We start from the raw sequence: 23,226 nt of genomic DNA on the forward strand, positions 1-23,226 counted from the left end.
CATGCCTCGCCCCTTGGATTCTTTGGAAGCTGCTTTGGAACGGTGCCGGGAGTGCAATCTGCGTTTGAGCCGACAGCGCCGTTATATCCTGGAGCTGCTGTGGCAGTGTGGCGAGCACCTCTCCGCCCGCGAGATTTACGATCGCCTAAATCAGCAGGGCAAACCGATTGGCCACACGTCCGTTTATCAAAACCTGGAAGCTTTGGCCAGCCACAACATTGTCGAGTGCTTGGATCGTGCCGATGGGCGCCGCTACGGCAACCGCACCCATCCCCACAGCCACGTGAACTGTCTGGATAGCAACCGCATCTTGGATGTGGACGTGGAGCTGCCGCCTGAACTGCTGGCCCAAGTGGAGCAACAAACGGGCACCCGCATCCAAAGTTACCGCATTGAGTTTTTTGGGGTGGAAAAGCCTGCGGAGCCCCAGCAGTAACCTTGGCAAAGGGATCCCTGCTGCCCTGAGCAAAAGTTGGGCAAAGGTCAGTAAGCTCGATTTTGGCCTTTGCCGATTTGCGACTGGATTTGCTCGAGAGAACTGGCAGGGGCCAGGCATTTGTTGCCCCAGCACACCAGCCCTAGAGCTCCTTCCGGCAGAGGTTCGGCTTCGGTGGGGAGAGCAAAGACGGTGGTGGGCCAAGATCGTTGCTGAAAGGCGGGAATGGAATCGGCCTCCAGGGTGACTTTCACCCAATTGCTATACCAATCCAGTCCGGCAAAAAGGCTGGGGCAGGTGCGCGGCTGGGTGCTCATGATGTGGGCAAAGGTTTTCAAGGCCTGCTCTGCCCGCTCCAGGTAGTCCAGATCTCCAGTGAGGGCGGCAAGGCGCACCAGGTTGGCAATGGCCACCCCATTGGCTGCAGGGGTAGCGTTGTCCTGGAACTCCTTCTCTCGCACCAACAGCTCAGGGGCACTCTGGGCATCGCTGACAAAGTACCCTCCCCTGGCCGGATCCCACAGTTGCGCATCCATCTCCTGCTGGAGCTGGAGGGCAGCCTGCAACCAGTCTTGAGGGGTGGGATCCCCCACCAGAGGCAGGCAGGCTTGCTGCAAGTCCAACAGGGCCTTGATCAGCAGGGCGTAATCTTCTGACTTGGCGGGCACCTGAGCTGTGCCATCGTAGTTCAGGCGCAACAGGGATCCGGTCTCAGGGTGGCGCTGCTGGCTGAGGATGAATTGGGCAGCCCGCAGAGCGAATTGCAGATAGTCTGCGTTGCCGAACACTTGATAGGCCCGCGCCAGGCCGGAGATCATCAAGGCGTTCCAAGAGACGATCATCTTGGTGTCGGTGACAGGTGGGATTCGCCCTGGCCAGGATTGCAGACGGGCCGACTGGGCATCCACTGCCGGAGGGAAGGGAACTCGTCGCTCCGCAGAGCCATAGCGTGCCTGAAACAGATGGGTGGTCAAGGCGGCTTCAACTTCTGGCGGCAACGCTCCTCCCTGTTTGCGCTGCAAGACGATGCAGCCGGGCCGATCAGGGAAATTGCCCCCCGGCGATAGGTCAAACGCCTGCTGCAAGGCGCGGAAGGTTTCTTCCCCCAAGAGATCCTGCAGCTCCTGCCAGCGCCAGACGTAGAACTCTCCCTCCTCTGGCTCTCGATCTTCTGCCCGGGCAAAGCTGTCGGCATCTTGAGCGGCGTAGAAATACCCGGCAGGGGCGGTCATCTCTCGCGCCACCCACTCCACCGTCAGCCGCACCGCCCGCTCAATGGCCGGATCTTGGATACCGTGCGCCCACAGATCGGAGAGAAACTCTAGGATCTGCCCGTTGTCGTAGAGCATCTTTTCAAAGTGGGGCACCGTCCAGGTGGGATCCACGGTGTAGCGGTGAAATCCTCCGGCCACATGGTCGAAGATCCCTCCCAGCACCAAGGCCATGCCTCGCTCTTTGGCCCGTTCCAGAGCGCTCTGCGAGCCGGGGATCCCTTCTGGTGGGTCGAAGCGGGCCGAACGCAATACCAACTGAGCGTAGGGCATCATGGGAAATTGCTGCACCGCCCCGGCATTGGCGAGCAAAGGCTGGATCTTAGGGATCCCAGAGCGCAGCAGGTCGGCGGGAATGTGGTCTTCCGGCACTAAGTCGCTGAGGGTGGTCAGAGCCGTCAAAATCTGGCCTTTCATCTCCTCTATTTTTTCCTTTTCCTGCCGGTAAAACTGCAGGATGCGCTGCAGCAAGGCCAGAAACCCCGGGCGGCCAAAGCGGGGCTCTACGGGAAAATAGGTGCCGGCGTAAAAGGGCACCAGGTCATCGGGCGTGAGGAAAACATTGAGGGGCCACCCCCCCTGCCCGCTCATGAGCTGCAACGCCTGCATGTAGATGCTGTCGAGATCCGGCCGCTCCTCGCGATCCACCTTGATGGGCAAAAAATGGGCATTCAAAAAGGCGGCAATTTCAGGGTTGGAGAAGGCCTCGCCCTCCATGACCGTACACCAGTGGCAACTGGAATAGCCGATGGACAGAAAAATCGGCCTATCCTCGGCCCGGGCTTTCTCCAGAGCTTCTGGGATCCAAGGCCACCAGTCCACCGGGTTCTCGGCGTGCTTGCGCAAGTAAAGGCTGGAACTTGTGGCGAGGCGATTGGCCATGAGTACACCCTCTCACCCTTTTTGCTTTTCAGGCTAGCGCGTCCTCCTCCCAAGGCAGAGCCAACCCACTGTTGTTCAAGATACACTCACCCAGGATCCCTGTCGGTCAAGCCTGCTCCTGCTCGGCAGCCGGGACTAAAAACTCCAGAGGGCGCCCGTGTAAAACCAAGGTGGTGCTGGGATTTTCCACAAAGCCGATTCGCTCGTAAAAGCCACGCTGATGGGTTGTGAACAGGTAGATGCGCTCCACCGACTGCAGGTGGGGATGGCTGATCAGGGTTTCCACCAACTTGCGGCCAATGCCCTGACGTCGGTAATCGTGATCAACCACGATATCCCAGAGGACGGCTCGGTAAACCCCATCGGAAGTGGCGCGGCCAAAGCCAATCAGGCGCTCCCCATCCCAGGCGCTGACCACCGGATGGCTGTGGGCAACGGCCCGCTCCATCTCCTGCCGCTGGCGATTCTGCGCCCAAAAGGCATTGCGGTTCAACAGCAGGAGAAGTTGATCCAGATCCAGCTCGCCCCGCTCCAGAGAGAAGCGAATGTTGCGGTTGTCCACCGGCTGACGAGAGAGGGCAATGACAGGCTCAGGAGAGGGATCGGGCATGAAGCGGCCTTTGCAGTGGCGAGGGTTGACAATGGGGAAGGTCGGCGAAACACTTGGGCCTGACGAACGGAGACTAGCTGGCCGAGGCATTGTCGGCGGCTGGCCCCGCCTGCTCTAGGGCATAGGCTTTGAAGCGCTCCAGATCTGCCTGGATGGTGCTCTCCACCACTTTGCCCACAAACAGGCCATCCAAGATTTTGCCGAGGATCCCCGGGATCTTGTAGGCCACCGACAGCTTCACAATGGTACTGCCTTTGCGGTCGTAAAAGCGCAGCGCGCCCCGATTGGGCAGCCCCTCCACCGAACTCCAGCGGATGTGTTGGTGTTTCACCACCGTGTGGGTGCGGGAGATCCAACTGAAGGTGAGGCCGCGGGTATCCAGTGTCCACCGGGACAGCTCCTGATCCAGCAATTCCACCGAGCGGATCCACTTCATCCAACGGGGCATGAGGGTGAGGTTGGCCCACAAATCCCATACCTGCTCAATGGGAACAGGCACCTCCACCTGACAGGTATGCTCTAGCCAATCCGACTCTGACATAGGGCCTCCCACGCAACACCCAGCAGAAACACAAACCATCCAGGGGCTTGGCCACAACGCCTCGGGACGGGATCCCTGCCTTTACAAAATTTTATATCGACCTAAGATAGCATTATCGGCCTGATGAAAGTTTGGGGCTCTGCGCTTTTTGGCAGCCCGATTTCTTTTGCCGGCAAGTTGCGGCTGCCCCCCATGAGGGCAACGCAGAAGGCAGGTATCATGATTGCCATCTGCAAGCTCCACTTGCAAGGGTTCGATGCATCCACTCGGTTGACTCGACGGGACGACCTCACCATGGTTTCACAATGGAAACAGCATCTTAAGAACTACTTCGTGGCGGGGTTGCTGGTGGTGATCCCTCTGGCAACTACCATTTGGCTGACGGTGGAGGTGGCCACCTGGAGCATTGGCTTTCTGACCAGCATTCCGAAGCAGTTCAATCCCATCCAGGGTTTGCACCCGATCTTGATCAACCTCATCGATCTGGCGGTGGGCCTGTTGACGCCGATTGTGCTCATCCTGTTGATTGGCTTCATGGCCCGCAACATTGTCGGCCAGTGGCTGCTCAATCTCAGCGAACAGTTGCTCCATGCGATTCCGGTGGCGGGGCTGGTGTACAAGACCTTGAAGCAATTGGTCAGTGTTTTGTTTGCCCCCAACAATCAGCGCTTTCGGCGGGTGGTGCTGGTGGAATATCCCCGACCAGGAGCTTGGGCGCTGGCCTTTGTGACGGGCACCATTCAAACTCCCATTCGGCCCGATGGGCCGCAGCGCTCCCTTGGCCTGTTTGTGCCCACCACCCCCAATCCAACGACGGGCTGGTACGCCATTGTGCCGGAAGACCAGGTGGTGGAAGTGTTCATGCCGGTGGAAGATGCTTTTAAGATGCTCATTTCCGGCGGCATTGTCACCCCTGAGAGTTTTGAAGCGGGGCTGCAGCGGCGAGAAGGAGCTTTGGCCGTGACCATGCCCAGTTTGCGGGAGCTGGTGGAGCAGGAGCGGGTGGCAGGATCCCCCAGGGCTGACTCGGTGGGCTCTGAGGTAGGTTTTGAGACTGAAGGGATCCCTTAATCCTGCTTTCCTGTCCCTGCAGAAGGGCCGGGCTGCCAGAGCTGGTATTCTTTGGCCTGTTCCAAGCGCACATAAAAAGGCCGCATTTGCCGATCCAATGCCTCCACTTGCTCGGAGGGAAAGGCCTTCCAGTCAGCACGGTTGGCCCAGCGGAGGATGAGGTGGACAAGTTCGGGATTCTCTTGATCCAGCCAAACTTCTTTGCCCAGAAAACCCGGATGCCGGCGCAGGGCGGATCCCCAAACCCGCTCGTCTTGCTCAAGAAAGGTTGCTTGCCCACCGGGAGGAACCCGGAAGCAGAGATGTTCAATAGCGATAGGGCCGGGCGGGCTGGGGCAGGTCGACATAGGAGCAGAGGCGGCAAAGTTAAAGATGGGCCCTCTCAAGACTCCAGGGGGGAAGCAGTCAATCGTTGCAGGGTGGGAATGAAGTCGGGGTAGGAGATGCGGGCACAGTCGGCTCCTCTGAGGAGGGTGGATCCCTGCGCTCCTAGAGCTGCCACCATCAGGCTCATGGCGATGCGGTGATCCTCGTGGCTGTCGACCTCGGCCCCGTGAAGAGGGATCCCTCCCTTGATTTCCAGGCCATCAGGATATTCAGTGACCTGGGCTCCCATGCGGCTCAGCTCTTGGGCTATGGCAGCCAGACGGTCGCTTTCTTTGACCCGCAGCTCTGCGGCATCGCGAATCACGGTGATCCCCTCGGCAAAGGCCGCCGCCACCGCCAAAACCGGGATCTCGTCGATCAGGGTGGGGATGAGATCGCCGGCGATGGTGCAGCCGCGCAAGCGGGCCGAACGCACCCGCAGATCTCCCAGGGGCTCGCCGGCCATTTCCCGGAGGTTCTCAATTTGGATGTCAGCCCCCATCTCCTGCAACACCCGTAGTGCACCGGTACGGGTGGGGTTGAGGCCCACATCCCTTAGCAGCAATTCGCTCTCGGGCACAATGGAGGCGGCCACCAGCCAAAAGGCTGCCGAGCTGATATCTCCCGGCACCTGAACTTTTTGGCCCACCAGGCGGGATCCGCCCACCACGGCCACGGTTTTTGTTTCCGGATCCACCTGAATGTTGGCCCCGAAGGCCCGCAACATCCGTTCCGAGTGGTCCCGAGAGAGAGCCGGCTCGGTGACTTGGGTGGTGCCTTCCGCCAGCAGACCCGCCAGCAAGAGGCAGGATTTTACCTGCGCTGAAGCCACCGGGGAGCGGTAGTGAATGCCCTTGAGGGATCCCCCTTGTACGGCCAAAGGTGCCAACGTCCCACCGGCCCGTCCCCAAATGCTGGCCCCCATCTGCCGCAGCGGTCCTACCACCCGCCCCATGGGCCGCGAGCGCAGGGAGCGATCGCCGGTGACGGCAAAAAAGCGCCCGGCCTGGCCAGCCAGGATCCCCAGCATCAGGCGCAAGGTGGTGCCGGAGTTACCTGCATCCAACACGTCTGCCGGTTCTTGCAGCTGGCCCAGGCCAACTCCCCGAATGCGAACACACTCGCTGTTGAGCTCCGAAATATCTGCCCCCAGCGCCCGAAAACAGGCTGCCGTACTGCGGGGATCCTCTCCCAGCAACAGCCCTTGGATGGTGGTTTCTCCTTCGGCCAGGGATCCCAGCATCAGGGCGCGGTGGGAAATGGACTTGTCACCGGGGATGCTCACTTGGCCGCGCAGGCCCTTGGCCGGCGAGAGGGTCAAGATATCAGCAGCAGAAGAGTGAGTCAACACAGCAACCCTGACGGCAGACTAGGCAAAAGCGGGAGCAGTCTCATCATACTCAGAGCGGGACTCGCGCCCCAGAGATTTTGCCGGGGATCCCAAGACAGCCTGTCTTTTGACGGCCACCCCTCTTTTCTCAGAGGATCACCTTAACAACATGGATTCCTCGGTCGGGGCCTGGCCTCGGCCTTTTTTTTGCAGATACTGAACTTTGTAGCAGCAGAAATAGAACCCCCGCAGACCGTGCTTGGCAAGGTGTATCAACACGACTCTGTTTTGACCGAGGAGGTGATGGCCTACCTGCAACCCCAGGGGGGCGGCACTTTTCTGGATGTGACGTTGGGAGGGGGTGGGCACAGCTTGGCGCTGCTGCGGGGGGGAGCTGCCCGAGTGGTGGGGTTGGATCGGGATCCGGCGGCTCTACAGGCGGCGCAAGCGCGTTTTGCAGCAGAAGGGATCCCCAGTAGTCGCATCCAACTGTGGCACCTCAATTTTGCCGATTTCGATCTGCAGCAGCACGGCTTTCGGGATGAGCAGGGGCAGGGGATCCCCTTCGATGGCATCGTGGCCGACTTGGGGGTGAGTTCGCCGCAACTGGACTGTCCTGAGCGGGGATTTAGCTTTCGCGGGGAGGGGCCGCTGGATATGCGCATGGATCCCAGTACAGCTCAGGAGACTGCCGCCGATTGGGTTAATCATCGCCCGGTCGAAGAGTTGATCGAGATTTTCACCCGTTACGGCGAAGAGCGATTTGCCCGCCGCATCGCCCATCACATCGAGCAGGCTCGTCCCCTCGCCACAACCACTCAGTTGGCCCAGGTGGTTTGGCAGGCAGTACCTCCGGCAGCTCGGCGAGGCCGCATTCACCCGGCCACTCGGGTCTTTCAGGCGTTGCGCATTGCCGTGAACCGAGAACTGGAGGCTTTAGAAACCTTGCTGGCCCAAGCCCCCACTTGGTTGAAACCCGGCGGCAGGTTGGCCGTGATCAGCTTCCATAGCCTTGAAGATCGCTTGGTGAAATGGGCCTTCCGCAGGGATCCTCGTTGGCAGGTGCTCACCCCCAAGCCCTTGTCCCCTTCCGAACTGGAACGGCAACGCAATCCACGGGCCCGCTCTGCCAAACTGCGAGTGGCTGCCCGCAGCAGTCAGATGTAGGTTTAGGTTGGTTCTCCCGCTCTCAAGAGATCGGCTACCGTGAAGCGGACGGCTAGCCCGCCGAGACCAGGAATCGGGAGAAGGGGGTTGCTGTTGGGGGGCGCGGGGAACTAGGGTGAAGCGGAACCGGCAGTCCTGCACCGTCGGATCCCTTGGTGTGTGTGAGGTTAAGCCCTATGGTTAGCCAGCCTTTGAACGCAGGTCTTGATCGTCCCAAGAGCCCTCGTCGCCACAGACAGCCTTCTGCTCTGAGCCGACCCCTCTCCGGTACAGTTCAAGCCAGCCGCACCCAGCCTTTGGATTTGAAGTTGAAATCAGCCCATCCTCGCAGCCAGCATCTTGCTTGGGCAGAACACCTAGCCTGGTGGAAGCAAATCTCCACAGGGATGGCTATCCTCTCCGGCGTTTCAGTGTTGAGCCTTTACAGTTGGACTGTGCATACCCAAAGCCGGTGGAGCCAGCGTTACCAGGTGTGGCAGCAGATGCAGCGCAACGAACGACAGTTTCTGCTGACTCAAGAATCCATTGCCAATTCTCTGCGGGAAATCGCCGACCGCTCCGAAATGGTGCCGCTGGTACCGGATCGGATGATTGAGGTGCCAATTGCCTCTCCCAGCCAAGTTGAGCCGGATCCAGCCCACCAGGCAACGGCTTTGCCAGAAAGAGCGCTCCGCGCCGCTCACGCGACCGAAAAAGCCCCTCTTTTCTATCCGGTTGGGTACTAATTCATACGGATCCTGCCCATGACGGCTAGGCCAGCGTCCCCATCTTGCTTTCCCAAAAGCTGTGGGTCTTGTGAAGTCTCAGCGTATCTCTGTTCTCTAAAAGGCTAAGGGATCCCTGGGCCTCGCGATCTGGAGTAGCAGCGGGCTATCCTTCAACTGCTTACAAAGCAGTGAAGAAATCTGGCCTAAATGGGATGTGGCCCATCCGAAGCCCTGGGATTGCCGTTGGGATCCCGTTCACCCCTGGGGATGACATCCCCCCTGGCAGGATAGGAACTCCAGAGCAGGGGATGTATGATGCCTAGCACGGCTTTTTCGGAGCAATCGCAGAGAAAGCTGTACCGACAGGTTGTCCTGGGGATCAGCCAGGGCATGTAAAGGGGAAAGTCCGGTGCAAATCCGGCGCTGTGCCGCAACTGTGATGGGCTTGGGCTAGACCTATGCCCTCAGTCAGGATGCCCGCCTGCGGTTCTGGCTCGTCTTTCTTCCGCGTCGCACGGAATCAGGAGCTTCAAGAAAGAAAATGAATCCCATTCTAGGTCTCAGCCTGGCGCTGGGGGGTCTTGTTTTGGGGATCCCAGCGTGGGCGCAGCCGGCGGCCTCTTCACCTTCAGCTCAAGAGGTGTTGGAAACCGGTGTTAGCGCCGAGATTTTAAATCAACCCGTCACCACACCTTTTCGCCGTCCTGGTTTGCTGCGGGATTCTTCCCGCCCGGTTTACGTCATTACCCGCCAGCAAATTCGAGAGCAAGGGGCAAGAACGGTTCAGGAGGCCCTGCGCTACCTGCCCGGGATCCTCAGCGACGGCACGGCAGGAACCCAGTTGGGAGCCCTTAGCTCCCAGTTTATGCGGGGAGGACGAACGGCCCAGGTTTTGGTGCTCTTGGATGGCCGCCCCATTAACGACCTGGGCTTTTTTGGCGGGTTCGATCTGTCTCAGATCACTACAGATGTGGTCGAGCGTATTGAGATCTCTCCAGGTGGGGGCTCCACCTTATACGGCTCCGATGCCGTTGGCGGGGTCATGAACATCGTAACCCTGGAGCCAAAGCCGGGATCCGAGACCGTGCTGGAAGCGGCTATCGGCAGCTACGGCCTCAACGAGCAAGGGATCCAGAACCGCGGCCAGGTGCAGGATCTGGGCTGGGTGGTCAGCTATCGCCGTCTGCAGAGCAACAACGACTTTCCTTTTGAAATTAGGCGTTTGGGCAAAGCCGGCAGGCGGGAAAACTCGGCGGTGGAGTACCACAACCTACAAGCCAAGCTCACCTGGCAACTGGCAGAAGGCCAAGTCCTAACCGGAAATGCCCTTTATCTCAACAAAGCGTTTCAGGTGCCTGGCAGCACCGAGTTTCCCTCCCCCGATGCAGTGCAAAACACCAACGACCTGCTGTTAGATCTCAGTTGGCTGTGGGATCAAGAGAAGGGATCCCTGCAAGCCAGGGTATTTTTTGACGACCTCAACTATCGCTTCAGCGCCCCACAAAGCCAGGGATCCCGGGATGAGATCCTGCGAACGGGGTGGGGATCCCAACTGCAATACACCTGGAAGGCTGCTGAAAACCTGGAGCTTACTCTAGGAGCAGACTACCGATCCATTTCAGCTCGCAACACCACCTTCTCCTTTGCCAGGGGATCCACCAATGTCAACTACGACAATACCGTGAACCAAGGGGCCCTCTTTGCCCGCCTGGATTACAAGCCACAGCCCAACTTTTATCTCAACTTAGGTGTTCGCCAAGATTCGAGCAATCTGGTCAACGGTTCGGCCACCTCTCCTGCCGCAGGGATCCGCTGGGTTTTGGCAGAAGGCACCACCCTGAGGGCCAATTATGCCGGCAGCTTTCGCACTCCCTTGATCTCAAACTTATTCTTTCGTTTGCGGGGCTTTTTTGAAGTCGACGGCAACCCCAATTTGCGCCCGGAGCGGGGAGAGAGTTTTGACATTGGCCTGGATCAGGCTTTGGGAGATTTTGGCCTACTGCGCTTGACCTTTGCCCATAACCGCATCCGCGATGGCATTACCTTTGTCAGCACCGGCCCGCGCAGGGGAACCTACGAAAACATTGAGCTCGTGGAATACACGGGCTTGGAAGCAGCCCTGGATTTGCGATTGGGGGAAAACTGGACTCTTTTTGCCAACTACACCCTGAACGATCCCATCATCCGCTCGGCGCTGGATCCCAAAGCGGTTGGCAAACAGCTAGCCTTCGTGGGAGCAGACAGCTTCAACCTGGGCCTGAGCTACCGCGATGCAGAGGATCGGTATGCCTCAGTTTTCCTGCATCACATTGGCACTTTCTTTACCAACAACGCCAATACCCAATCTCTGCCCGGCTACACCAACCTGGCTCTGCGGGGAGGGATCCCGGTTGCAGAAAATCTCGCTCTCGAGGTGGGAGTCGATAACCTGCTGGATGAGCAATATGAGGTTTTCCCCGGCTACCCCGGAGTGGGTCGCACCGTTCGGCTTAATTTAAGGGGCCAATTTTAGAGCGACTTGAGGCTGACTTTTAGCTGTCTAACTCACTGCTGAATCCTTGGCCAAGACATTGAGATCGTCTTTGCCTCTTCTCACACCCTTTGCTTGGACAGAAACCTATGACTATATCAAGGAGCACCATGTCTCGATCAACTTCCCAGTTGCCCATCCAAGCTGGCAGCGCTGCCCAGCAACCCAGCAGCCATTGTCTTTGGGTTTGCATCACCTGCGGATCTCGGTGGGTTAACGGCCAAAAAGAAGGGACTAGCAAGGGAGAAATGCTGCTGTCTGCCCTGCAATCTCAAACCCTCAATCCTCAACTGACCCTGAAGCCGGTTGCCTGTATGAGCGGCTGCAGCCATGCTTGTGTCGTTGCGTTGGCAGCACCTCAAAAGATGACCTATGTTTTTGGAGATCTCGATCCAAAAGATGTGGATCTCATTCTGCAGACAGCAGAGCTCTACCTCACCAAGCCAGATGGGATCCTACCCTGGGCCGAGCGCCCTCTCAAAAAAGGGGTGATTGCTCGTATTCCACCACTGCACTGAGGAGCTTTCTCATGGCCACTTTTACCCCCTGGATAACCCCCCTCCATCAAGCTTGGCAGGAAGTTTCTTTGACGGGTTGGACAACCCTTTATGAAGGGATCCCTGCCCACATCGACTGCTTGGGGCCGTTGCTCTACGAGCTGTTTCAAGAGCACTGGGCCGAGATCCAGGTGGGCCATGTGGCGGAAGGCGGGGTGCTGGAGCTGGCTTTCAAGAAACCTCCAGCTTTGTGCGTGCTCTACGATGGCTATCTAACCGTTGCCACCGAAACTTGGCACCTGCATTTGTGTCTGGAGGAGCACCAAGGCGGCCCCCACCGCAAGACCCCACCCGAGCTGCGCCGCAAAAGATTGGTTAGCCGTGCTGCCCTCTACCGGCGTCTCAATCCCCAAGGTCAGCCCCGCATGTGGGGGATCCAATTCTGGAATGGAGCAGAAGAGCCTTTGCTGCAGATTTTTCTGCCCAGCCCCTTTTTGGGGCCAGAGGAAGACTACCTGCCGGAAGGCAAAGCTGACTACCAAAAGCTTTCTCTTTACGAGCGCATCCGCGCCATCTATGTGCAGGGGAAAGAGCGGATCCCCTATGAGGATAACCCTCTTAAACGTCCCTACCTTGCCGTCTGTCGTTCCAGCCGTTGTTATCCTTCCCGCAACTACCAACCGGTTGTGGAAGCTCTGGAATCGGCTCTTCGAGAAGCCAACCTGGACGTACAGGTTATCACCTCAGGCTGCTTGGAAGTTTGCCAACAGGGGCCCGTGGTTTTTTACTCTGGGGATCGCACCTGGTACAAGCGGGTTACTCCCCAAGTAGCTCGGCAAATTGTTTTTGAGCATTTGCTTAATAGCTGTCCTCTGAAAGACCACCTTTTTCCAGGAGATTAAAGCATGATTGGCCTGCAATCGAGTGCTCAACCTATCCCCAGATCTTGCCGCTTGATCTCAGCCCCACTTTGGATACAAGCTGCTCAAGATTTGGCCCAAGGCTGGTTCTGGCCCAGCTTGTTTACCACCGTCGGCTGTCTCAGCAATATTGCTTATACATGTACCCTTCCCTTTGTAACTGTTGGTATTGTTGCAGGCACAACTTTAACCCGCCAAAGGGCAATCATTAGTGCTTTGATGATTTGGCTGGCCAACCAAATCTTTGGCTACACCTGGCACAACTATCCCCGCACTCCCGATTCGTTTGCCTGGGGGTTGGTGCTGGGGATCGGCACGGTGGGGATTGCTCTTGCTGGCGGTTACCGACCTCTGTTTTCTCAGTCCAAGCCGCTTCGGCCAAAGCAACTGCTGCTGAACTATCTCTGGATCCCGGCCATGCTCATCTTGGGGTTTCTGGCTTTTGAAGGGCTGATTTTGGCCGCCGGCCTGGTTTTGGGGGGAACGGAGGGCCTGACCCTGCCCATTCTGGGCAAAATCTGGCTGCACAACTGGCTGTGGACAGGACTTTGGATCGGGATCCACGCGCTGCTGGTGTGGGACAGAGGACGTCGCCGGGTGTGGCTTGGAGAGGAGAAACTGCGGTGAGCTGCTTCCGTACAAGCTCTTCCCATCCCGTCAGCGGTGCGGAGCACTTTTGCAGTGATCTGGAACATCCCCAAGAGGGATCCAGGCCAAAATAGGGGCGACCTATGTGGGAGGGGATCCCTTTGCAACTCAGTCGCGTTAACAGTGAGGAGCATTCCTGCCATCCTCTGCTCTTGGCTTCCCAACGCCTCTTGCTGTTCAGCGGCAAGGGAGGAGTGGGCAAAACAACCTTGACCTGCGCGCTGGCTCGCCAACTGGCCCAGGTGGATCCCCAGCGCCGTCTGCTCCTGATGTCCACAGATCCCGCCCACTCGTTGGGGGACGTGCTGCAAATCTCGGTTACGGATGTGGCCCAACCCCTGCCGGATCGCCCCAATTTACAGGTGCGGGCTTTGCAAGCGGAGATTTTGTTGCAATCTTTTCGGCAAACCTATGGGCCGGCCCTGGAGCTCATTGCCGAGCGGGGCAGTTGGTTTGGCCGAGAGGATCTGCTGCCGATCTGGGATTTAGCCTGGCCGGGGGTGGATGAGCTGATGGCGATTCTGGAGGTCAACCGGCTGCTGGCTGGGGAGGAGGTGGATACCGTTATCTTGGACACGGCCCCCACCGGGCACACCCTGCGGCTGTTGGAGCTGCCCGACTTTTTGGATAATCTGCTGGCCGTGTTTGCCACCTTTCAGGCCAAGCACCGGGAAATCGCCCAAGCCCTGACGGGCACCTATCGACCGGATGAGGCGGATGCGTTTTTGGCCCAGTTGCAGGGGGAACTTGAGGGGGGCAAAGCCCGCTTGACCAGTCCGGAGAGCACCTCTGCTTGGCTGGTGATGATCCCGGAGCAGTTGAGCGTGGCGGAAACCCGCCGCTTTTGTCAGCAACTGCAAAACCGCCGCGTGCCCATCGGCGGTCTTCTGGTCAATCAGGTGCTGCTTGCAAGAGAGAATAACAGCCAACCTTCGCTGCCCGCTGCTCTCCCCTCTCCTCTCTACTCGGCGCGGCAGCAAGAACAGGGGCGCGTGCTCAAAGCCCTGCAGGAGGAGCTGCCCGGATATCCTATCTGGATCTGTCCCTATCAACTGCAGGAGCCGGTTGGGTTGGCGGCCCTGGATGAGCTGGTTCAGCAGCTTCGCCCCTTGCCAGAGGTGCTGCTGGAGTTGGAAGGGATCCCAGAGCAAAAAGCAGAGAGCCAAGAGAAGAGAAAGTCTCCCTTCTCTACCCTCTTCCCTTCCTTCAGGGGGATCCCGGCTCTACCGGACTTTTTGGCCCAAGGGATCCGACTGGTGTTGGTGGGGGGCAAAGGGGGTGTGGGCAAGACGACGGTGGCCGGGGCCCTGGCTTGGAACTTGGCCAAGCGCCATCCCGACAAGCAGCTGTTGCTGGTCTCTATCGATCCGGCTCACTCGCTGGGGGATCTGTTTCAGACGAAACTGGGTCAGGATCCCATTCCCCTGCTGCCCAACCTGCTGGGGCAGGAGGTCGATGCGGCGGCGGTGCTGGAGCAATTCCGGCAGGATTACCTGGAGGAGGTGGCGGCCATCTTGGCGGGGGAGGGGACGGCAGGGGTGGAAGTCCAATACGACCCGCAGGCGTGGCGGCAACTGCTGCAGATGCCTCCACCCGGCCTGGATGAGGTGATGGCCCTGTTGAGTGTTCTCCGACAGGAGACGAGCGGGCAGTTTGACCTGGTGGTGCTGGACACGGCCCCCACAGGGCATCTCCTGCGGTTTCTGCAGATGCCCCAGGCTCTGGAGGGCTGGGTAAGCTTGGCCCTGAAGCTGTGGCTGAAATATCGGGATGTGGTGGGCAGGTCGGAATGGGCGCAGCGGATGCGGGAGCTCTTGGCCCAGGTGCGACAGCTCCGGCAGCAGCTCCAGGATCCCCAGTTTGTTACCTTTATCCCCGTCTTTAACCCCGAGCAAGCAGTTCTGGCGGAAACCGAGCGTCTCTTGGCGGAACTGGATGCTTTGGGGATCCCTCATCCCTACGCCGTTCTCAATCGGGTGTGGTTGGAGGATTCTACCCCCTTTGGAGAGGCCCTCCGCCGTCGTCACCAGACTCTTCTGGCCCAGCTCCCCCAGCCATTTTCCCAGCAGGCCATCTTGACCATCCCCTTCCTACATCCTCCCAGCTTGGAGAATATCGGCTCCTACTTATTGGCTCCTCAGGAGCCCTAACCTAGGGGTAGACCTTGCTCACCCAAGGAGTTATGGATCCCAAGTTGGAAGAACGCGCCCGCGAGCTGCGCACCCTGCTGCAGAAGGCCAGCATTGCCTACTATGTCCACGATGCTCCCATCCTGGAAGACAGCGTTTACGACCGCCTTTACCGCGAGCTGCAAGAGCTGGAGCGGGCTTACCCTGAACTGGTCACCCCCGATAGCCCTACTCAGCGGGTGGGAGAAAAACCTGCAGAGCATTTTCCCACCGTCTTCCACCGCATCCCCCTCTACAGCTTGGAAAACGCTTTCAACCCAGAAGAGCTAGAGGAGTGGCAAGAGCGTCTGCTGCGAGTTTTGGGCCGTGCCCCTGTTCCCGACAGCAGGACAGAGGGAGAGCTGGAATATGTATGTGAGCTGAAGATTGATGGTGCTGCCTTGGCCCTAACCTACATCAATGGTCTTTTGGAGCGGGGTGCTACTCGGGGGGACGGACAGGCCGGAGAGGACATCACCCCCAACGTGCGCGCCATTCGTTCGATTCCCCTGCGGCTGGCGACAGCAGATCCGCCTCCCGTTTTGGAGGTGCGGGGGGAAGTCTATCTGGCCCTAGCCGAGTTTGAACGGATCAACCAAGAGCGTCGTTCCGCTGGGGATCCCCCCTTTGCCAACCCGCGCAACTGTGCTGCCGGTACCCTGCGGCAGTTGGATAGCCGCGTTGTGGCCGCCCGCAAGCTCAGCTTCTTCGCCTACGCCCTCCACTGGCCGGAGGGATGGCCTGCCGGGGATCCCCCGCAAACCCAGTGGCAGTGTCTGCAGCAGCTCAAGGAATTGGGATTTCCAGTCAACCCCCTTTCCCAGGTCTGTCGGGGCTTGGGAGAAGTGATCCAATTCTATGAGCGATGGCGGGGTGCCCAGCTCCCCTACGCCAGCGACGGGGTGGTGGTGAAATTGAACTCCTTGCGGCTGCAGGAGGAGGCCGGCTTTACGCAAAAATTTCCCCGCTGGGCCATTGCCCTCAAATACCCTGCCCAGGAAGTCCCCACCCGCATCCGCGCCATCGTGGCCAGCGTGGGCCGTACCGGCGCCGTCACTCCAGTGGCAGAGCTGGAGCCGGTTCCTTTGGCCGGCACCCTTGTCAGCCGCGCCAGCCTGCACAATGCCGATCGCCTGCGGGAGCTGGATGTGCACATTGGCGATACTGCCATCGTGCGCAAAGCCGGGGAGATCATCCCGGAGGTGGTCGGGATCCTGAAGGAATTGCGCCCTGCCGACGCTGTTCCCTACAGCCTGCCCAGCCAGTGCCCCGAATGCCACGCCCCTTTGGTTCGTCCCCCCGGCGAAGCCGTGACCCGCTGCCCCAACCCCGAGTGCCCGGCTAAGTTGCGCGGCCAATTGCAGCACTGGGCCAGCCGCGATGCTTTGGATATCGAAGGCTTGGGGGAAAAGCGGGCAGCCCAATTGGTGGAGAACTTGGGAGTGCGCACCGTAGCCGATCTCTACCGCCTCACCCCAGAGCAGTTGCAGGGTTTGGAGGGAATGGGATCCCGCTCCAGCCAAAAGCTGGTGCAAGCCATTCAGCGCTCTCGCCAGCAGCCCTGGGAACGAGTGCTCTACGGGCTGGGGATCCCCCATGTGGGGGTGGTCACTGCCCAGATTTTGGCTGGCCATTTTCCCACCCCTGAGCTTTTGGCCCAAGCCAGCGCAGAAACCATCGCCCAGATCTATGGGATAGGCGCGGAAGTGGCGGAAGCGGTGGTGGCCTGGTTTGCCGAGCCGGCCCATCGTCGCCTGTTGCAGGAGTTGCAGGCGCTAGGGATCCCCGCTCTTCCTCAGCAGGAGAACCCTGCCGTCTCCCAGATCCTGGCCGGGAAAAAATTCGTAATCACCGGCACCTTGCCCACCCTCTCCCGCCAGCAGGCCAAGGCTTGGATTGAGAGTCGGGGGGGCAAAGTCACCGCCAGCGTCAGCCGCCAAACCGACTACGTGGTGGTGGGCTCTGACCCCGGCTCCAAGCTGGAGCAAGCCCAACAACTGGGGATCCCCCTGCTGACCGAAGCGGAGCTGTTGGCGCTGGATCCCACCGTGGAATCCGGTGATCTGCATCCTTGACAGGGTGGATCCCCGAAAAACTTGGGTAGGGTGGGTTGTCTTAGCGGCAGGGATAGTTTATGATTCACCTCTAGTGAGGAGTGGACGCCAATAGGGGGAAGCGAACGAAACACGGACAGTTCCTTCCCCTTTTTGGTTGGAGAAAGGCGCGATTACTCCCAAAAGTATCCAACTTAGCTGAAAGATTCCTTTGCCTTCGATGACTGCCTTTGCCAGTGCCAGGTGAGTTCAACTATGATGGGATCAGCGGAGACGCATGTTTCCGTTCACTCCTCACACCATCTTCCGCTCGGCGTCAAGTCGGGCGGTTTTTCTATAAATCCGTCCAAAGGATGTATGACCATTCCCGATAGCAGCGAAACGGCTCACCCCTTCCATTTCCAGTTTTCCTCCTTGTAAGACACTTGGGGAGAACCGAGGCTGTGGCGTTTGCACGGGTAGCGCAGAGCGCTGGAGAAGCTTATGGTCACTTTGAAGCAAGAATGAAACACCTCCGTTGCATTGCTTCCCAGCTCCCTTTTGAAGAGTGGGTGGTCGCAGAAGCGGCACGGAGCGCTTGGGAAGTGTCTCAATCCAGTTTGAAATGACTATATCTCCAGTCTTTCCAGTTGATCCCCATGGGACTCTCTTGGCACCCTGCCCCCTTGGGGATCCGGAAACAAGCCCTACGAGCCCAGTGGAGATGCTAGACTAGTAGGTCAGTGAGATTCCACCAACTTCGGCCTCCTTACGCTTTCGCAGCCAATTTGCGACTGGATTGGAAGGTTTAGTTTTCTTCTGGCTTTTGCCGGATTAGGATAGCCAAGAGCAAGCAGCAACGAGGATCCCATGGCCAAATATGACTCCCATCTAAAGTGCTCCTTCTGCAACAAGTCACAGGATCAGGTGCGTAAGTTGATTGCGGGGCCGGGGGTCTACATCTGTGACGAGTGCGTGGAGCTCTGCAACGAGATTTTGGATGAGGAACTCTACGACGGCAACACTCCTCCTGCTGCCGCCCCTGCCGGCGGCCGGCGTGAAGCTCCTAAAAAATCCTCCCGCAGCCTGCCTTCTTTGGCGCAGTTGCCCAAGCCGCAGGAGATCATGCGCTATCTCGACCAATATGTGATTGGCCAAGAAAAAGCTAAGAAGGTTTTGTCGGTGGCGGTTTACAACCACTACAAGCGTCTGGCTGCCAAGGCCAACCCCGGTAGCGTCGGAGTTTCGGAACTGGATGAGGTGGAGCTACAGAAGTCCAACATTTTGATCATTGGCCCCACTGGCTCCGGCAAAACCCTGCTGGCGGAAACCCTGGCTCGCATGTTGGATGTGCCTTTTGCGGTTGCAGATGCTACCACCCTTACGGAAGCTGGCTATGTGGGCGAGGATGTGGAAAACATCCTGTTGCGCCTGCTGCAGGTGGCGGACATGGACGTAGAAGAGGCCCAGCGCGGCATCATCTACATCGACGAAATCGACAAAATTGCCCGCAAAAGCGAGAACCCCTCCATTACCCGCGATGTCTCCGGCGAGGGGGTGCAGCAGGCTTTGTTGAAGATGCTGGAAGGGACAATAGCCAACGTGCCTCCCCAGGGAGGGCGCAAGCACCCCTATCAAGACTGCATTCAAATCGACACTTCCAACATCCTCTTCATTTGCGGGGGGGCTTTTGTTGGCCTGGAAAAAGTAATCGAGCAGCGCATTGGCAAGAAATCGATGGGCTTTATCAAGCCAGGGGAGCAATTGTCGGTTAGCCGCGAGCAACGTATGGCCAATGCCCTCAAGGCTTTGGAGCCTGAAGACTTGATCAAGTACGGCATGATTCCCGAATTCACGGGGCGGCTCCCGGTAGTGGCGACTTTGGATCCGCTGGATGAGAAGGCGCTGGAGGCGATCCTGACGCAGCCCAAAAACGCCATTCTCAAGCAGGCGCAGAAGCTGTTGCGCATGGACGGGGTGGAACTGGAGTTTGAACCTGCCGCCATTGCTGCCATTGCCAAAGAGGCTTATCGCCGCAAGACCGGGGCTCGCGCCCTGCGGGCCATTGTGGAAGAGCTAATGCTGGATGTGATGTACGAGGCACCCTCCCGCCGCGACCTAAAGCACATCCGCATCACCGCAGAGATGGTGGAGCGCCGTTCCACCCGCGAGCTGATTCCTCACCCCTCTACGCTGCCCAAGCCTGAGTCGGCCTAGAGTCGCGGCCCTTCCGATCCCTGCTGGATGAACTTATGATCTGTTCTTGAAAGAGGGGGCAGGAGATCCTATGGCAGGGACTGCGTTCCGCCGGCGCGAACGACAGCGGGTGGATCGTGAATATGCGGTAATTGGTCTGGGGCGCTTTGGTTCTAGCTTGGCTCTCACCTTGATGGAGCGAGGGCACAATGTCTTGGGGATCGACCGCAGCCGTGAGATCGTGCAGCGCCTGGCGGATCAGCTGACGCAGGTGGTGGCACTCGATTCCAGCGATGAAGATGCGCTGCGAGCGGTGGATATCCTCTCCTTCGACACGGTGGTGGTGGCCATTGGCAGCGATTTTGAGAGCAATTTGCTGACGACGGTGGCCCTGAAAAGTCTGGGGGTGCGCAATGTGGTCTGTAAGGCGTCGACCGAGCGGCAACGCTCTATTCTCCTGCGAGTGGGGGCAGATCGGGTGGTGTTGCCGGAGCAAGAGGCAGGGCGCCGTTTGGCTCAGGTGTTGACAGCACCGGGGATCCTAGATCAGCTAGAGCTGGAGCCGGGCTACAGCATTACGGAATTACAGGTGCCGGAGGCGTTGGTGGGCCATACGCTGGCGGAGTCGGATCTGCGTCGCCGCTTCGGCATCACGGTGCTGGTGGTGAAGCGAAAGCAATCGCTGGTGGTCTCTCCCCCCGCAGACTACCTGCTGGAAAAGGGGGATTTGCTGGTGGTTCTGGGGGCCAATACCAACATCTCGCGGCTGAATGAAATGTAGGGAGGGCTCCGATGAGAGAGGGCTCCGTCCCGCTTCCGCCAGAGGAGGGCTCTGAGCGCTTGGTTCCACCGGTACCATCCCGCGCCCGCCACCTGCCGACACCGGGCTCGGCATTGTCTCAGTCCTCTAGGGCCTTTGGGAATCGTCTGCAGTGGTTTTTCGGGGGGGACAGGCGTCGCCCGCTGCCGCCGCCATTGCGCCTGGTTGTAGGGTTGGGGCTCTTGGCAGTGGTGGGAACTTTGGTGCTCATGTTGCCGGGGATCGGGCGTGGGGATCCCTTGAGCTGGAATGAGGCGCTGTTTACGGCCATGTCGGCCCTGAGCGTGACGGGGCTCTCGACGATTGTGGCGGCGGAGGATCTCACCCTGTTGGGCCAGATTGTGCTGCTGATCCTGATTCAGATTGGCGGGGTGGGCTTCATGGTGTTGGCGGTGGTGGTGTTTCAATTGATCGGGCGGCGCATTTCCCTCCTCAATCGCTTGGCGCTGTGCAATTCGCTGGGGCTCATCGATCCGGGGGCGATCCTGGAATTGACTCGGCGGGTGCTGCTGGGGGTCACTCTCATTGAGTTGGGGGGGGCTCTGCTGCTCTGGGTGCACTGGCGGGATCTCTATGGGCCGGGGCGGGCAGTTTTTCTGGCTATTTTTCACGCGGTGTCCGCCTTTTGTAATGCGGGATTTGACCTGTTTGGCCGGGAAGGGATCCCTACAGATGGTCTGTCGCTGGCGATTTTGGCCGGTCTGATTTTTATCGGCGGTTTGGGCATCCCGGTTTTGTCGGATTTGTTAACCTGGCCACGGGGCCACCGCCCCTCTCTGCACACCCGGATTACCCTGGGCGTGGTGGTGGTTTTGCTCTGCACGGGCGGCATTGGCTTGTTTTTGGGAGAGAGCTTGCCCGGCGGATCCCTGCTGGAGGTAAGCTGGCCCCACCGCTTGGGCCTGACGTTTTTTCAGTCGGTTTCTGCCCGAACGGCTGGGTTTGCCGCGATCCCCATTGAGGATTTGACCCCGGCAAGCCAGTTGCTGCTGATGGCTCTCATGTTTATTGGGGCAGCCCCAGCTTCTATGGGGGGCGGCATGACCACCGGCACCTTGGCGGTGTTGGTGTTGGCCTTGTGGGGCTATGCCCGCGGTTTGCCCAGCGCTCAGATTGCCGGGCGCAGCTTGGATCCCTCCATGGTGCGCAAGGCGGCAGCGGTGTTGACGGTTTCTCTGTTTGTGGTATTGTTGGCGGCTTGGTTGATTTTGCTGACCCACAGTAACAGTAGGTTGGATCCGGTGTTGTTTGAAGTGATCTCCGCCTTTGCCACCTGCGGCCTCTCGACGGGCTTTACCGGGGAGCTCAACTGGTTTGGCCAACTGATCATTGTGCTGGTGATGTTCTGGGGCCGGTTGGGGGCATTGACGATTGTCTTGGCCTTGGCTCAACAACAGCCCCGCCCGTTGGTAACCTACCCTGAAGAGTCGATCCTAATCGGTTAGTCCAGAACTGAGGAGAGAGCAGCCTCCGTTAGACTGAGTAAGGGATCCCTTCGTCCCTCTCGTTACCGGGAGCCATCCGTGTCCAAGTTCCTTTTAATTGGTTCTACTGAGCCCTTCAGCGGTAAGTCGGCTGCCATCTTGGGTTTGGCCAAGCATCTGCAGCAGCAAGGGATAAAAGTCACCTATGGGAAGCCCATCGGTTCTTGCGAGCGGGAAGATTGCTCGCTGGAAGGGGGCGATCCGGATATGCGCTTTGTGGCGGAGTCTCTGCGGCTGACGATGGATCAAATGCCGCCGATGCTGCTCCGGCTCAACGAAGAGGCTTTGCTGGCTCAAATGAAGCGAGCTCCCGGGGATCCAGCTCCAGAGTGCCCGGTTGCCCCTCTGTTGGAGTTTGTCCAGCGCTCCCCTGCCGATTTGGTGCTGCTGGAAGGCCCAGCCGATCTTTACGAGGGGGAATTGTTTGGCCTGTCGCTGGCCAAGATGGCCCAAGCCCTGGATGCTCCGGTACTGCTGATCAGTCGCTACCATTCCTCCTTGGCTGTTGATTCTCTTCTCTTTGTCCATCGTCAACTGGGATCCCGCTTGGCAGGCGTGCTGCTGAACGATGTGCCACCTGACCAAATGCAACCGGCAAAAACGATCATTCGGCCTTTTTTGGAGGGACACGGGATCCCGGTGCTGGGGATTTTGCCCTCCCATCGCATTTTGCGCAGCATCAGCGTTGGGGAGTTGGTGCGGCAACTGGATGCCGAGGTGCTCTGCTGTCCGGATCGGATGGACCTGATGGTTGAAGACATTGCGGTAGGGGCGATGAACGTCAACTCGGCCTTGAAGTACTTCCGTAAGCTGGATCACAAGGCGGTGATCACCGGCGGAGACCGCACCGATATTCAACTGGCCGCCCTAGAAACTTCCACCCTCTGCCTGATCTTGACCGGCAAGCTCCCTCTGGATCCCCGCATTCAGTCTCGAGCAGAAGAGCTGGAAGTGCCGATCCTCTCGGTGGATCTGGACACCTTCACCACCATCAACCGCATCGAACGGGTTTTTGGGCAGATTCGCCTGCACGAGGAGGTGAAAGTCCGCTGCATCCAAGAGCTAATGTCAGCGAATTTTGACTTTTCCCGTCTCTATGCTCATTTGGGCTTGACACAACCCCTAGTGTCGGCGGTAGGTGCATAAGAAAAGTTATTACTGGCTTCTCTATATTTGGTGTCTAAATAGGTAGTTCTCCGAGAGCGAGCACTATACCTGATCAAGATGAAATAAGCTCAGTTTTGATGCGCTGGCTTCTAGTGTCTGATGCTTTCCAGTATCTGCAATGATTTCTGCAAAAAAACGCAGGGATCTCTCGCCGGTTTGGCCTACTCACCGAATTCGAGAGATATCATGCGAGTATTCATCACCTCAACACACCACTCCTCCCCCAGATTTTCTGGGGGTTTTTGTTCGTACTGTTTTTAACCTTGTGCGTCAGTGTCACGTAAGCTGATGTTGACGGGGTTTATGCTGCTAATAGTGTGAAACAAAGCTTTTCTGAAGCTGAATACACTAAACAGTGGTGCCGGCACGCCCTTCTGCAATA

Annotated in this window: 19 protein-coding genes and 1 riboswitch; of the genes, 14 read left to right on the forward strand and 5 right to left on the reverse strand. The window is 58.6% G+C overall.

The features are described from left to right. The first annotated feature begins 1 nt into the window (after position 1). On the forward strand, positions 2 to 436 hold the full coding sequence (locus ACVWZG_RS02470; RefSeq protein WP_414331897.1) for a Fur family transcriptional regulator: 435 nt from the start codon (positions 2 to 4) through the stop codon (positions 434 to 436). Between the two features lie 47 nt (positions 437 to 483). Here ACVWZG_RS02470 and ACVWZG_RS02475 read toward each other — a convergent pair whose 3' ends face one another. The 3 genes from ACVWZG_RS02475 to ACVWZG_RS02485 all read right to left on the reverse strand — a co-directional run bounded on the left by ACVWZG_RS02475 (position 484) and on the right by ACVWZG_RS02485 (position 3,740). After that, entirely contained in the window at positions 484 to 2,589 is a 2,106-nt protein-coding gene (locus ACVWZG_RS02475; RefSeq protein ID WP_457405539.1) for a thioredoxin domain-containing protein, read from the reverse strand. 106 nt (positions 2,590 to 2,695) lie between these two features. Next, on the reverse strand, positions 2,696 to 3,199 hold the full coding sequence (locus ACVWZG_RS02480) for a GNAT family N-acetyltransferase (protein ID WP_414329522.1): 504 nt from the start codon (positions 3,197 to 3,199) through the stop codon (positions 2,696 to 2,698). A 73-nt stretch (positions 3,200 to 3,272) separates the two neighbouring features. Continuing rightward, complete coding sequence (locus ACVWZG_RS02485; protein ID WP_457415180.1) at positions 3,273 to 3,740, reverse strand: SRPBCC family protein; 468 nt, start codon at positions 3,738 to 3,740, stop codon at positions 3,273 to 3,275. A gap of 294 nt (positions 3,741 to 4,034) precedes the next feature. Between ACVWZG_RS02485 and ACVWZG_RS02490 the strand changes: the two genes are divergently transcribed. Then, complete coding sequence (locus ACVWZG_RS02490) at positions 4,035 to 4,811, forward strand: DUF502 domain-containing protein (protein WP_238376947.1); 777 nt, start codon at positions 4,035 to 4,037, stop codon at positions 4,809 to 4,811. Here ACVWZG_RS02490 and ACVWZG_RS02495 read toward each other — a convergent pair. Further along, complete coding sequence (locus ACVWZG_RS02495; RefSeq protein ID WP_457405542.1) at positions 4,808 to 5,158, reverse strand: TIGR03792 family protein; 351 nt, start codon at positions 5,156 to 5,158, stop codon at positions 4,808 to 4,810. The two genes, ACVWZG_RS02490 and ACVWZG_RS02495, sit on opposite strands and share 4 nt — an antisense overlap. Positions 5,159 to 5,193: 35 nt before the next feature. Next, positions 5,194 to 6,528: a 3-phosphoshikimate 1-carboxyvinyltransferase gene (aroA, locus tag ACVWZG_RS02500; protein ID WP_457405545.1), complete on the reverse strand. Its 1,335-nt coding sequence runs from the start codon at positions 6,526 to 6,528 to the stop codon at positions 5,194 to 5,196. Positions 6,529 to 6,762: 234 nt separating this feature from the next. On the opposite strand from aroA, the gene rsmH reads away from it, so the two are divergent. The 12 genes from rsmH to ACVWZG_RS02560 all read left to right on the forward strand — a co-directional run bounded on the left by rsmH (position 6,763) and on the right by ACVWZG_RS02560 (position 22,823). Next, a complete protein-coding gene (gene rsmH / locus ACVWZG_RS02505) occupies positions 6,763 to 7,674 on the forward strand; it encodes a 16S rRNA (cytosine(1402)-N(4))-methyltransferase RsmH (protein WP_457405548.1) in 912 nt (303 codons plus the stop codon). A 176-nt stretch (positions 7,675 to 7,850) separates the two neighbouring features. Continuing rightward, positions 7,851 to 8,399 (forward strand): hypothetical protein, encoded by a 549-nt coding sequence (locus ACVWZG_RS02510; RefSeq protein ID WP_414423782.1) that lies wholly within the window; start codon positions 7,851 to 7,853, stop codon positions 8,397 to 8,399. A gap of 328 nt (positions 8,400 to 8,727) precedes the next feature. After that, positions 8,728 to 8,880, forward strand: a riboswitch (cobalamin riboswitch). Positions 8,881 to 8,922: 42 nt separating this feature from the next. Further along, entirely contained in the window at positions 8,923 to 10,893 is a 1,971-nt protein-coding gene (locus tag ACVWZG_RS02515) for a TonB-dependent receptor plug domain-containing protein (RefSeq protein WP_457405550.1), read from the forward strand. Between the two features lie 128 nt (positions 10,894 to 11,021). Beyond that, positions 11,022 to 11,429: a DUF1636 domain-containing protein gene (locus ACVWZG_RS02520; protein ID WP_457405551.1), complete on the forward strand. Its 408-nt coding sequence runs from the start codon at positions 11,022 to 11,024 to the stop codon at positions 11,427 to 11,429. Positions 11,430 to 11,440: 11 nt separating this feature from the next. Next, positions 11,441 to 12,310 carry a (2Fe-2S) ferredoxin domain-containing protein gene (locus ACVWZG_RS02525; RefSeq protein ID WP_011432955.1) on the forward strand — a complete coding sequence of 290 codons (870 nt, stop codon included), beginning with the start codon at positions 11,441 to 11,443 and terminating at the stop codon, positions 12,308 to 12,310. 237 nt (positions 12,311 to 12,547) lie between these two features. Next, complete coding sequence (locus tag ACVWZG_RS02530) at positions 12,548 to 12,955, forward strand: hypothetical protein (RefSeq protein ID WP_457405554.1); 408 nt, start codon at positions 12,548 to 12,550, stop codon at positions 12,953 to 12,955. A 104-nt stretch (positions 12,956 to 13,059) separates the two neighbouring features. Then, positions 13,060 to 15,126, forward strand: a complete 2,067-nt coding sequence (locus ACVWZG_RS02535) for an ArsA family ATPase (protein WP_457415183.1) — start codon at positions 13,060 to 13,062, stop codon at positions 15,124 to 15,126. Positions 15,127 to 15,158: 32 nt separating this feature from the next. After that, positions 15,159 to 17,219, forward strand: a complete 2,061-nt coding sequence (ligA, locus tag ACVWZG_RS02540; protein WP_457405559.1) for an NAD-dependent DNA ligase LigA — start codon at positions 15,159 to 15,161, stop codon at positions 17,217 to 17,219. Between the two features lie 828 nt (positions 17,220 to 18,047). Beyond that, a complete protein-coding gene (clpX, locus tag ACVWZG_RS02545) occupies positions 18,048 to 19,394 on the forward strand; it encodes an ATP-dependent protease ATP-binding subunit ClpX (protein WP_414343692.1) in 1,347 nt (448 codons plus the stop codon). 70 nt (positions 19,395 to 19,464) lie between these two features. Next, positions 19,465 to 20,154 (forward strand): potassium channel family protein, encoded by a 690-nt coding sequence (locus ACVWZG_RS02550; RefSeq protein ID WP_011432960.1) that lies wholly within the window; start codon positions 19,465 to 19,467, stop codon positions 20,152 to 20,154. 11 nt (positions 20,155 to 20,165) lie between these two features. Further along, positions 20,166 to 21,638, forward strand: a complete 1,473-nt coding sequence (locus ACVWZG_RS02555) for a TrkH family potassium uptake protein (RefSeq protein ID WP_457405561.1) — start codon at positions 20,166 to 20,168, stop codon at positions 21,636 to 21,638. A gap of 78 nt (positions 21,639 to 21,716) precedes the next feature. Continuing rightward, positions 21,717 to 22,823, forward strand: coding sequence for a phosphotransacetylase family protein (locus ACVWZG_RS02560; RefSeq protein WP_414343695.1), 1,107 nt, complete (start codon positions 21,717 to 21,719; stop codon positions 22,821 to 22,823). Positions 22,824 to 23,226: the final 403 nt, after the last annotated feature.

The sequence above is a fragment of the Thermostichus sp. OS-CIW-33 genome (genome assembly GCF_054059615.1).

Bases quoted from the DNA above. Each gene is read 5' to 3' on its own strand.
- ACVWZG_RS02535 (WP_457415183.1), top strand. From the start codon at position 13,060: ATGTGGGAGGGGATCCCTTTGCAACTCAGTCGCGTTAACAGTGAGGAG.
- clpX (WP_414343692.1), top strand. From the start codon at position 18,048: ATGGCCAAATATGACTCCCATCTAAAGTGCTCCTTCTGCAACAAGTCA.
- ACVWZG_RS02470 (WP_414331897.1), top strand. From the start codon at position 2: ATGCCTCGCCCCTTGGATTCTTTGGAAGCTGCTTTGGAACGGTGCCGG.
- ACVWZG_RS02490 (WP_238376947.1), top strand. From the start codon at position 4,035: ATGGTTTCACAATGGAAACAGCATCTTAAGAACTACTTCGTGGCGGGG.
- ACVWZG_RS02495 (WP_457405542.1), bottom strand. From the start codon at position 5,158: ATGTCGACCTGCCCCAGCCCGCCCGGCCCTATCGCTATTGAACATCTC.
- ligA (WP_457405559.1), top strand. From the start codon at position 15,159: ATGGATCCCAAGTTGGAAGAACGCGCCCGCGAGCTGCGCACCCTGCTG.
- ACVWZG_RS02525 (WP_011432955.1), top strand. From the start codon at position 11,441: ATGGCCACTTTTACCCCCTGGATAACCCCCCTCCATCAAGCTTGGCAG.
- ACVWZG_RS02480 (WP_414329522.1), bottom strand. From the start codon at position 3,199: ATGCCCGATCCCTCTCCTGAGCCTGTCATTGCCCTCTCTCGTCAGCCG.
- ACVWZG_RS02515 (WP_457405550.1), top strand. From the start codon at position 8,923: ATGAATCCCATTCTAGGTCTCAGCCTGGCGCTGGGGGGTCTTGTTTTG.
- ACVWZG_RS02550 (WP_011432960.1), top strand. From the start codon at position 19,465: ATGGCAGGGACTGCGTTCCGCCGGCGCGAACGACAGCGGGTGGATCGT.
- ACVWZG_RS02485 (WP_457415180.1), bottom strand. From the start codon at position 3,740: ATGTCAGAGTCGGATTGGCTAGAGCATACCTGTCAGGTGGAGGTGCCT.
- ACVWZG_RS02510 (WP_414423782.1), top strand. From the start codon at position 7,851: ATGGTTAGCCAGCCTTTGAACGCAGGTCTTGATCGTCCCAAGAGCCCT.
- ACVWZG_RS02555 (WP_457405561.1), top strand. From the start codon at position 20,166: ATGAGAGAGGGCTCCGTCCCGCTTCCGCCAGAGGAGGGCTCTGAGCGC.
- ACVWZG_RS02475 (WP_457405539.1), bottom strand. From the start codon at position 2,589: ATGGCCAATCGCCTCGCCACAAGTTCCAGCCTTTACTTGCGCAAGCAC.
- ACVWZG_RS02520 (WP_457405551.1), top strand. From the start codon at position 11,022: ATGTCTCGATCAACTTCCCAGTTGCCCATCCAAGCTGGCAGCGCTGCC.
- ACVWZG_RS02530 (WP_457405554.1), top strand. From the start codon at position 12,548: ATGATTTGGCTGGCCAACCAAATCTTTGGCTACACCTGGCACAACTAT.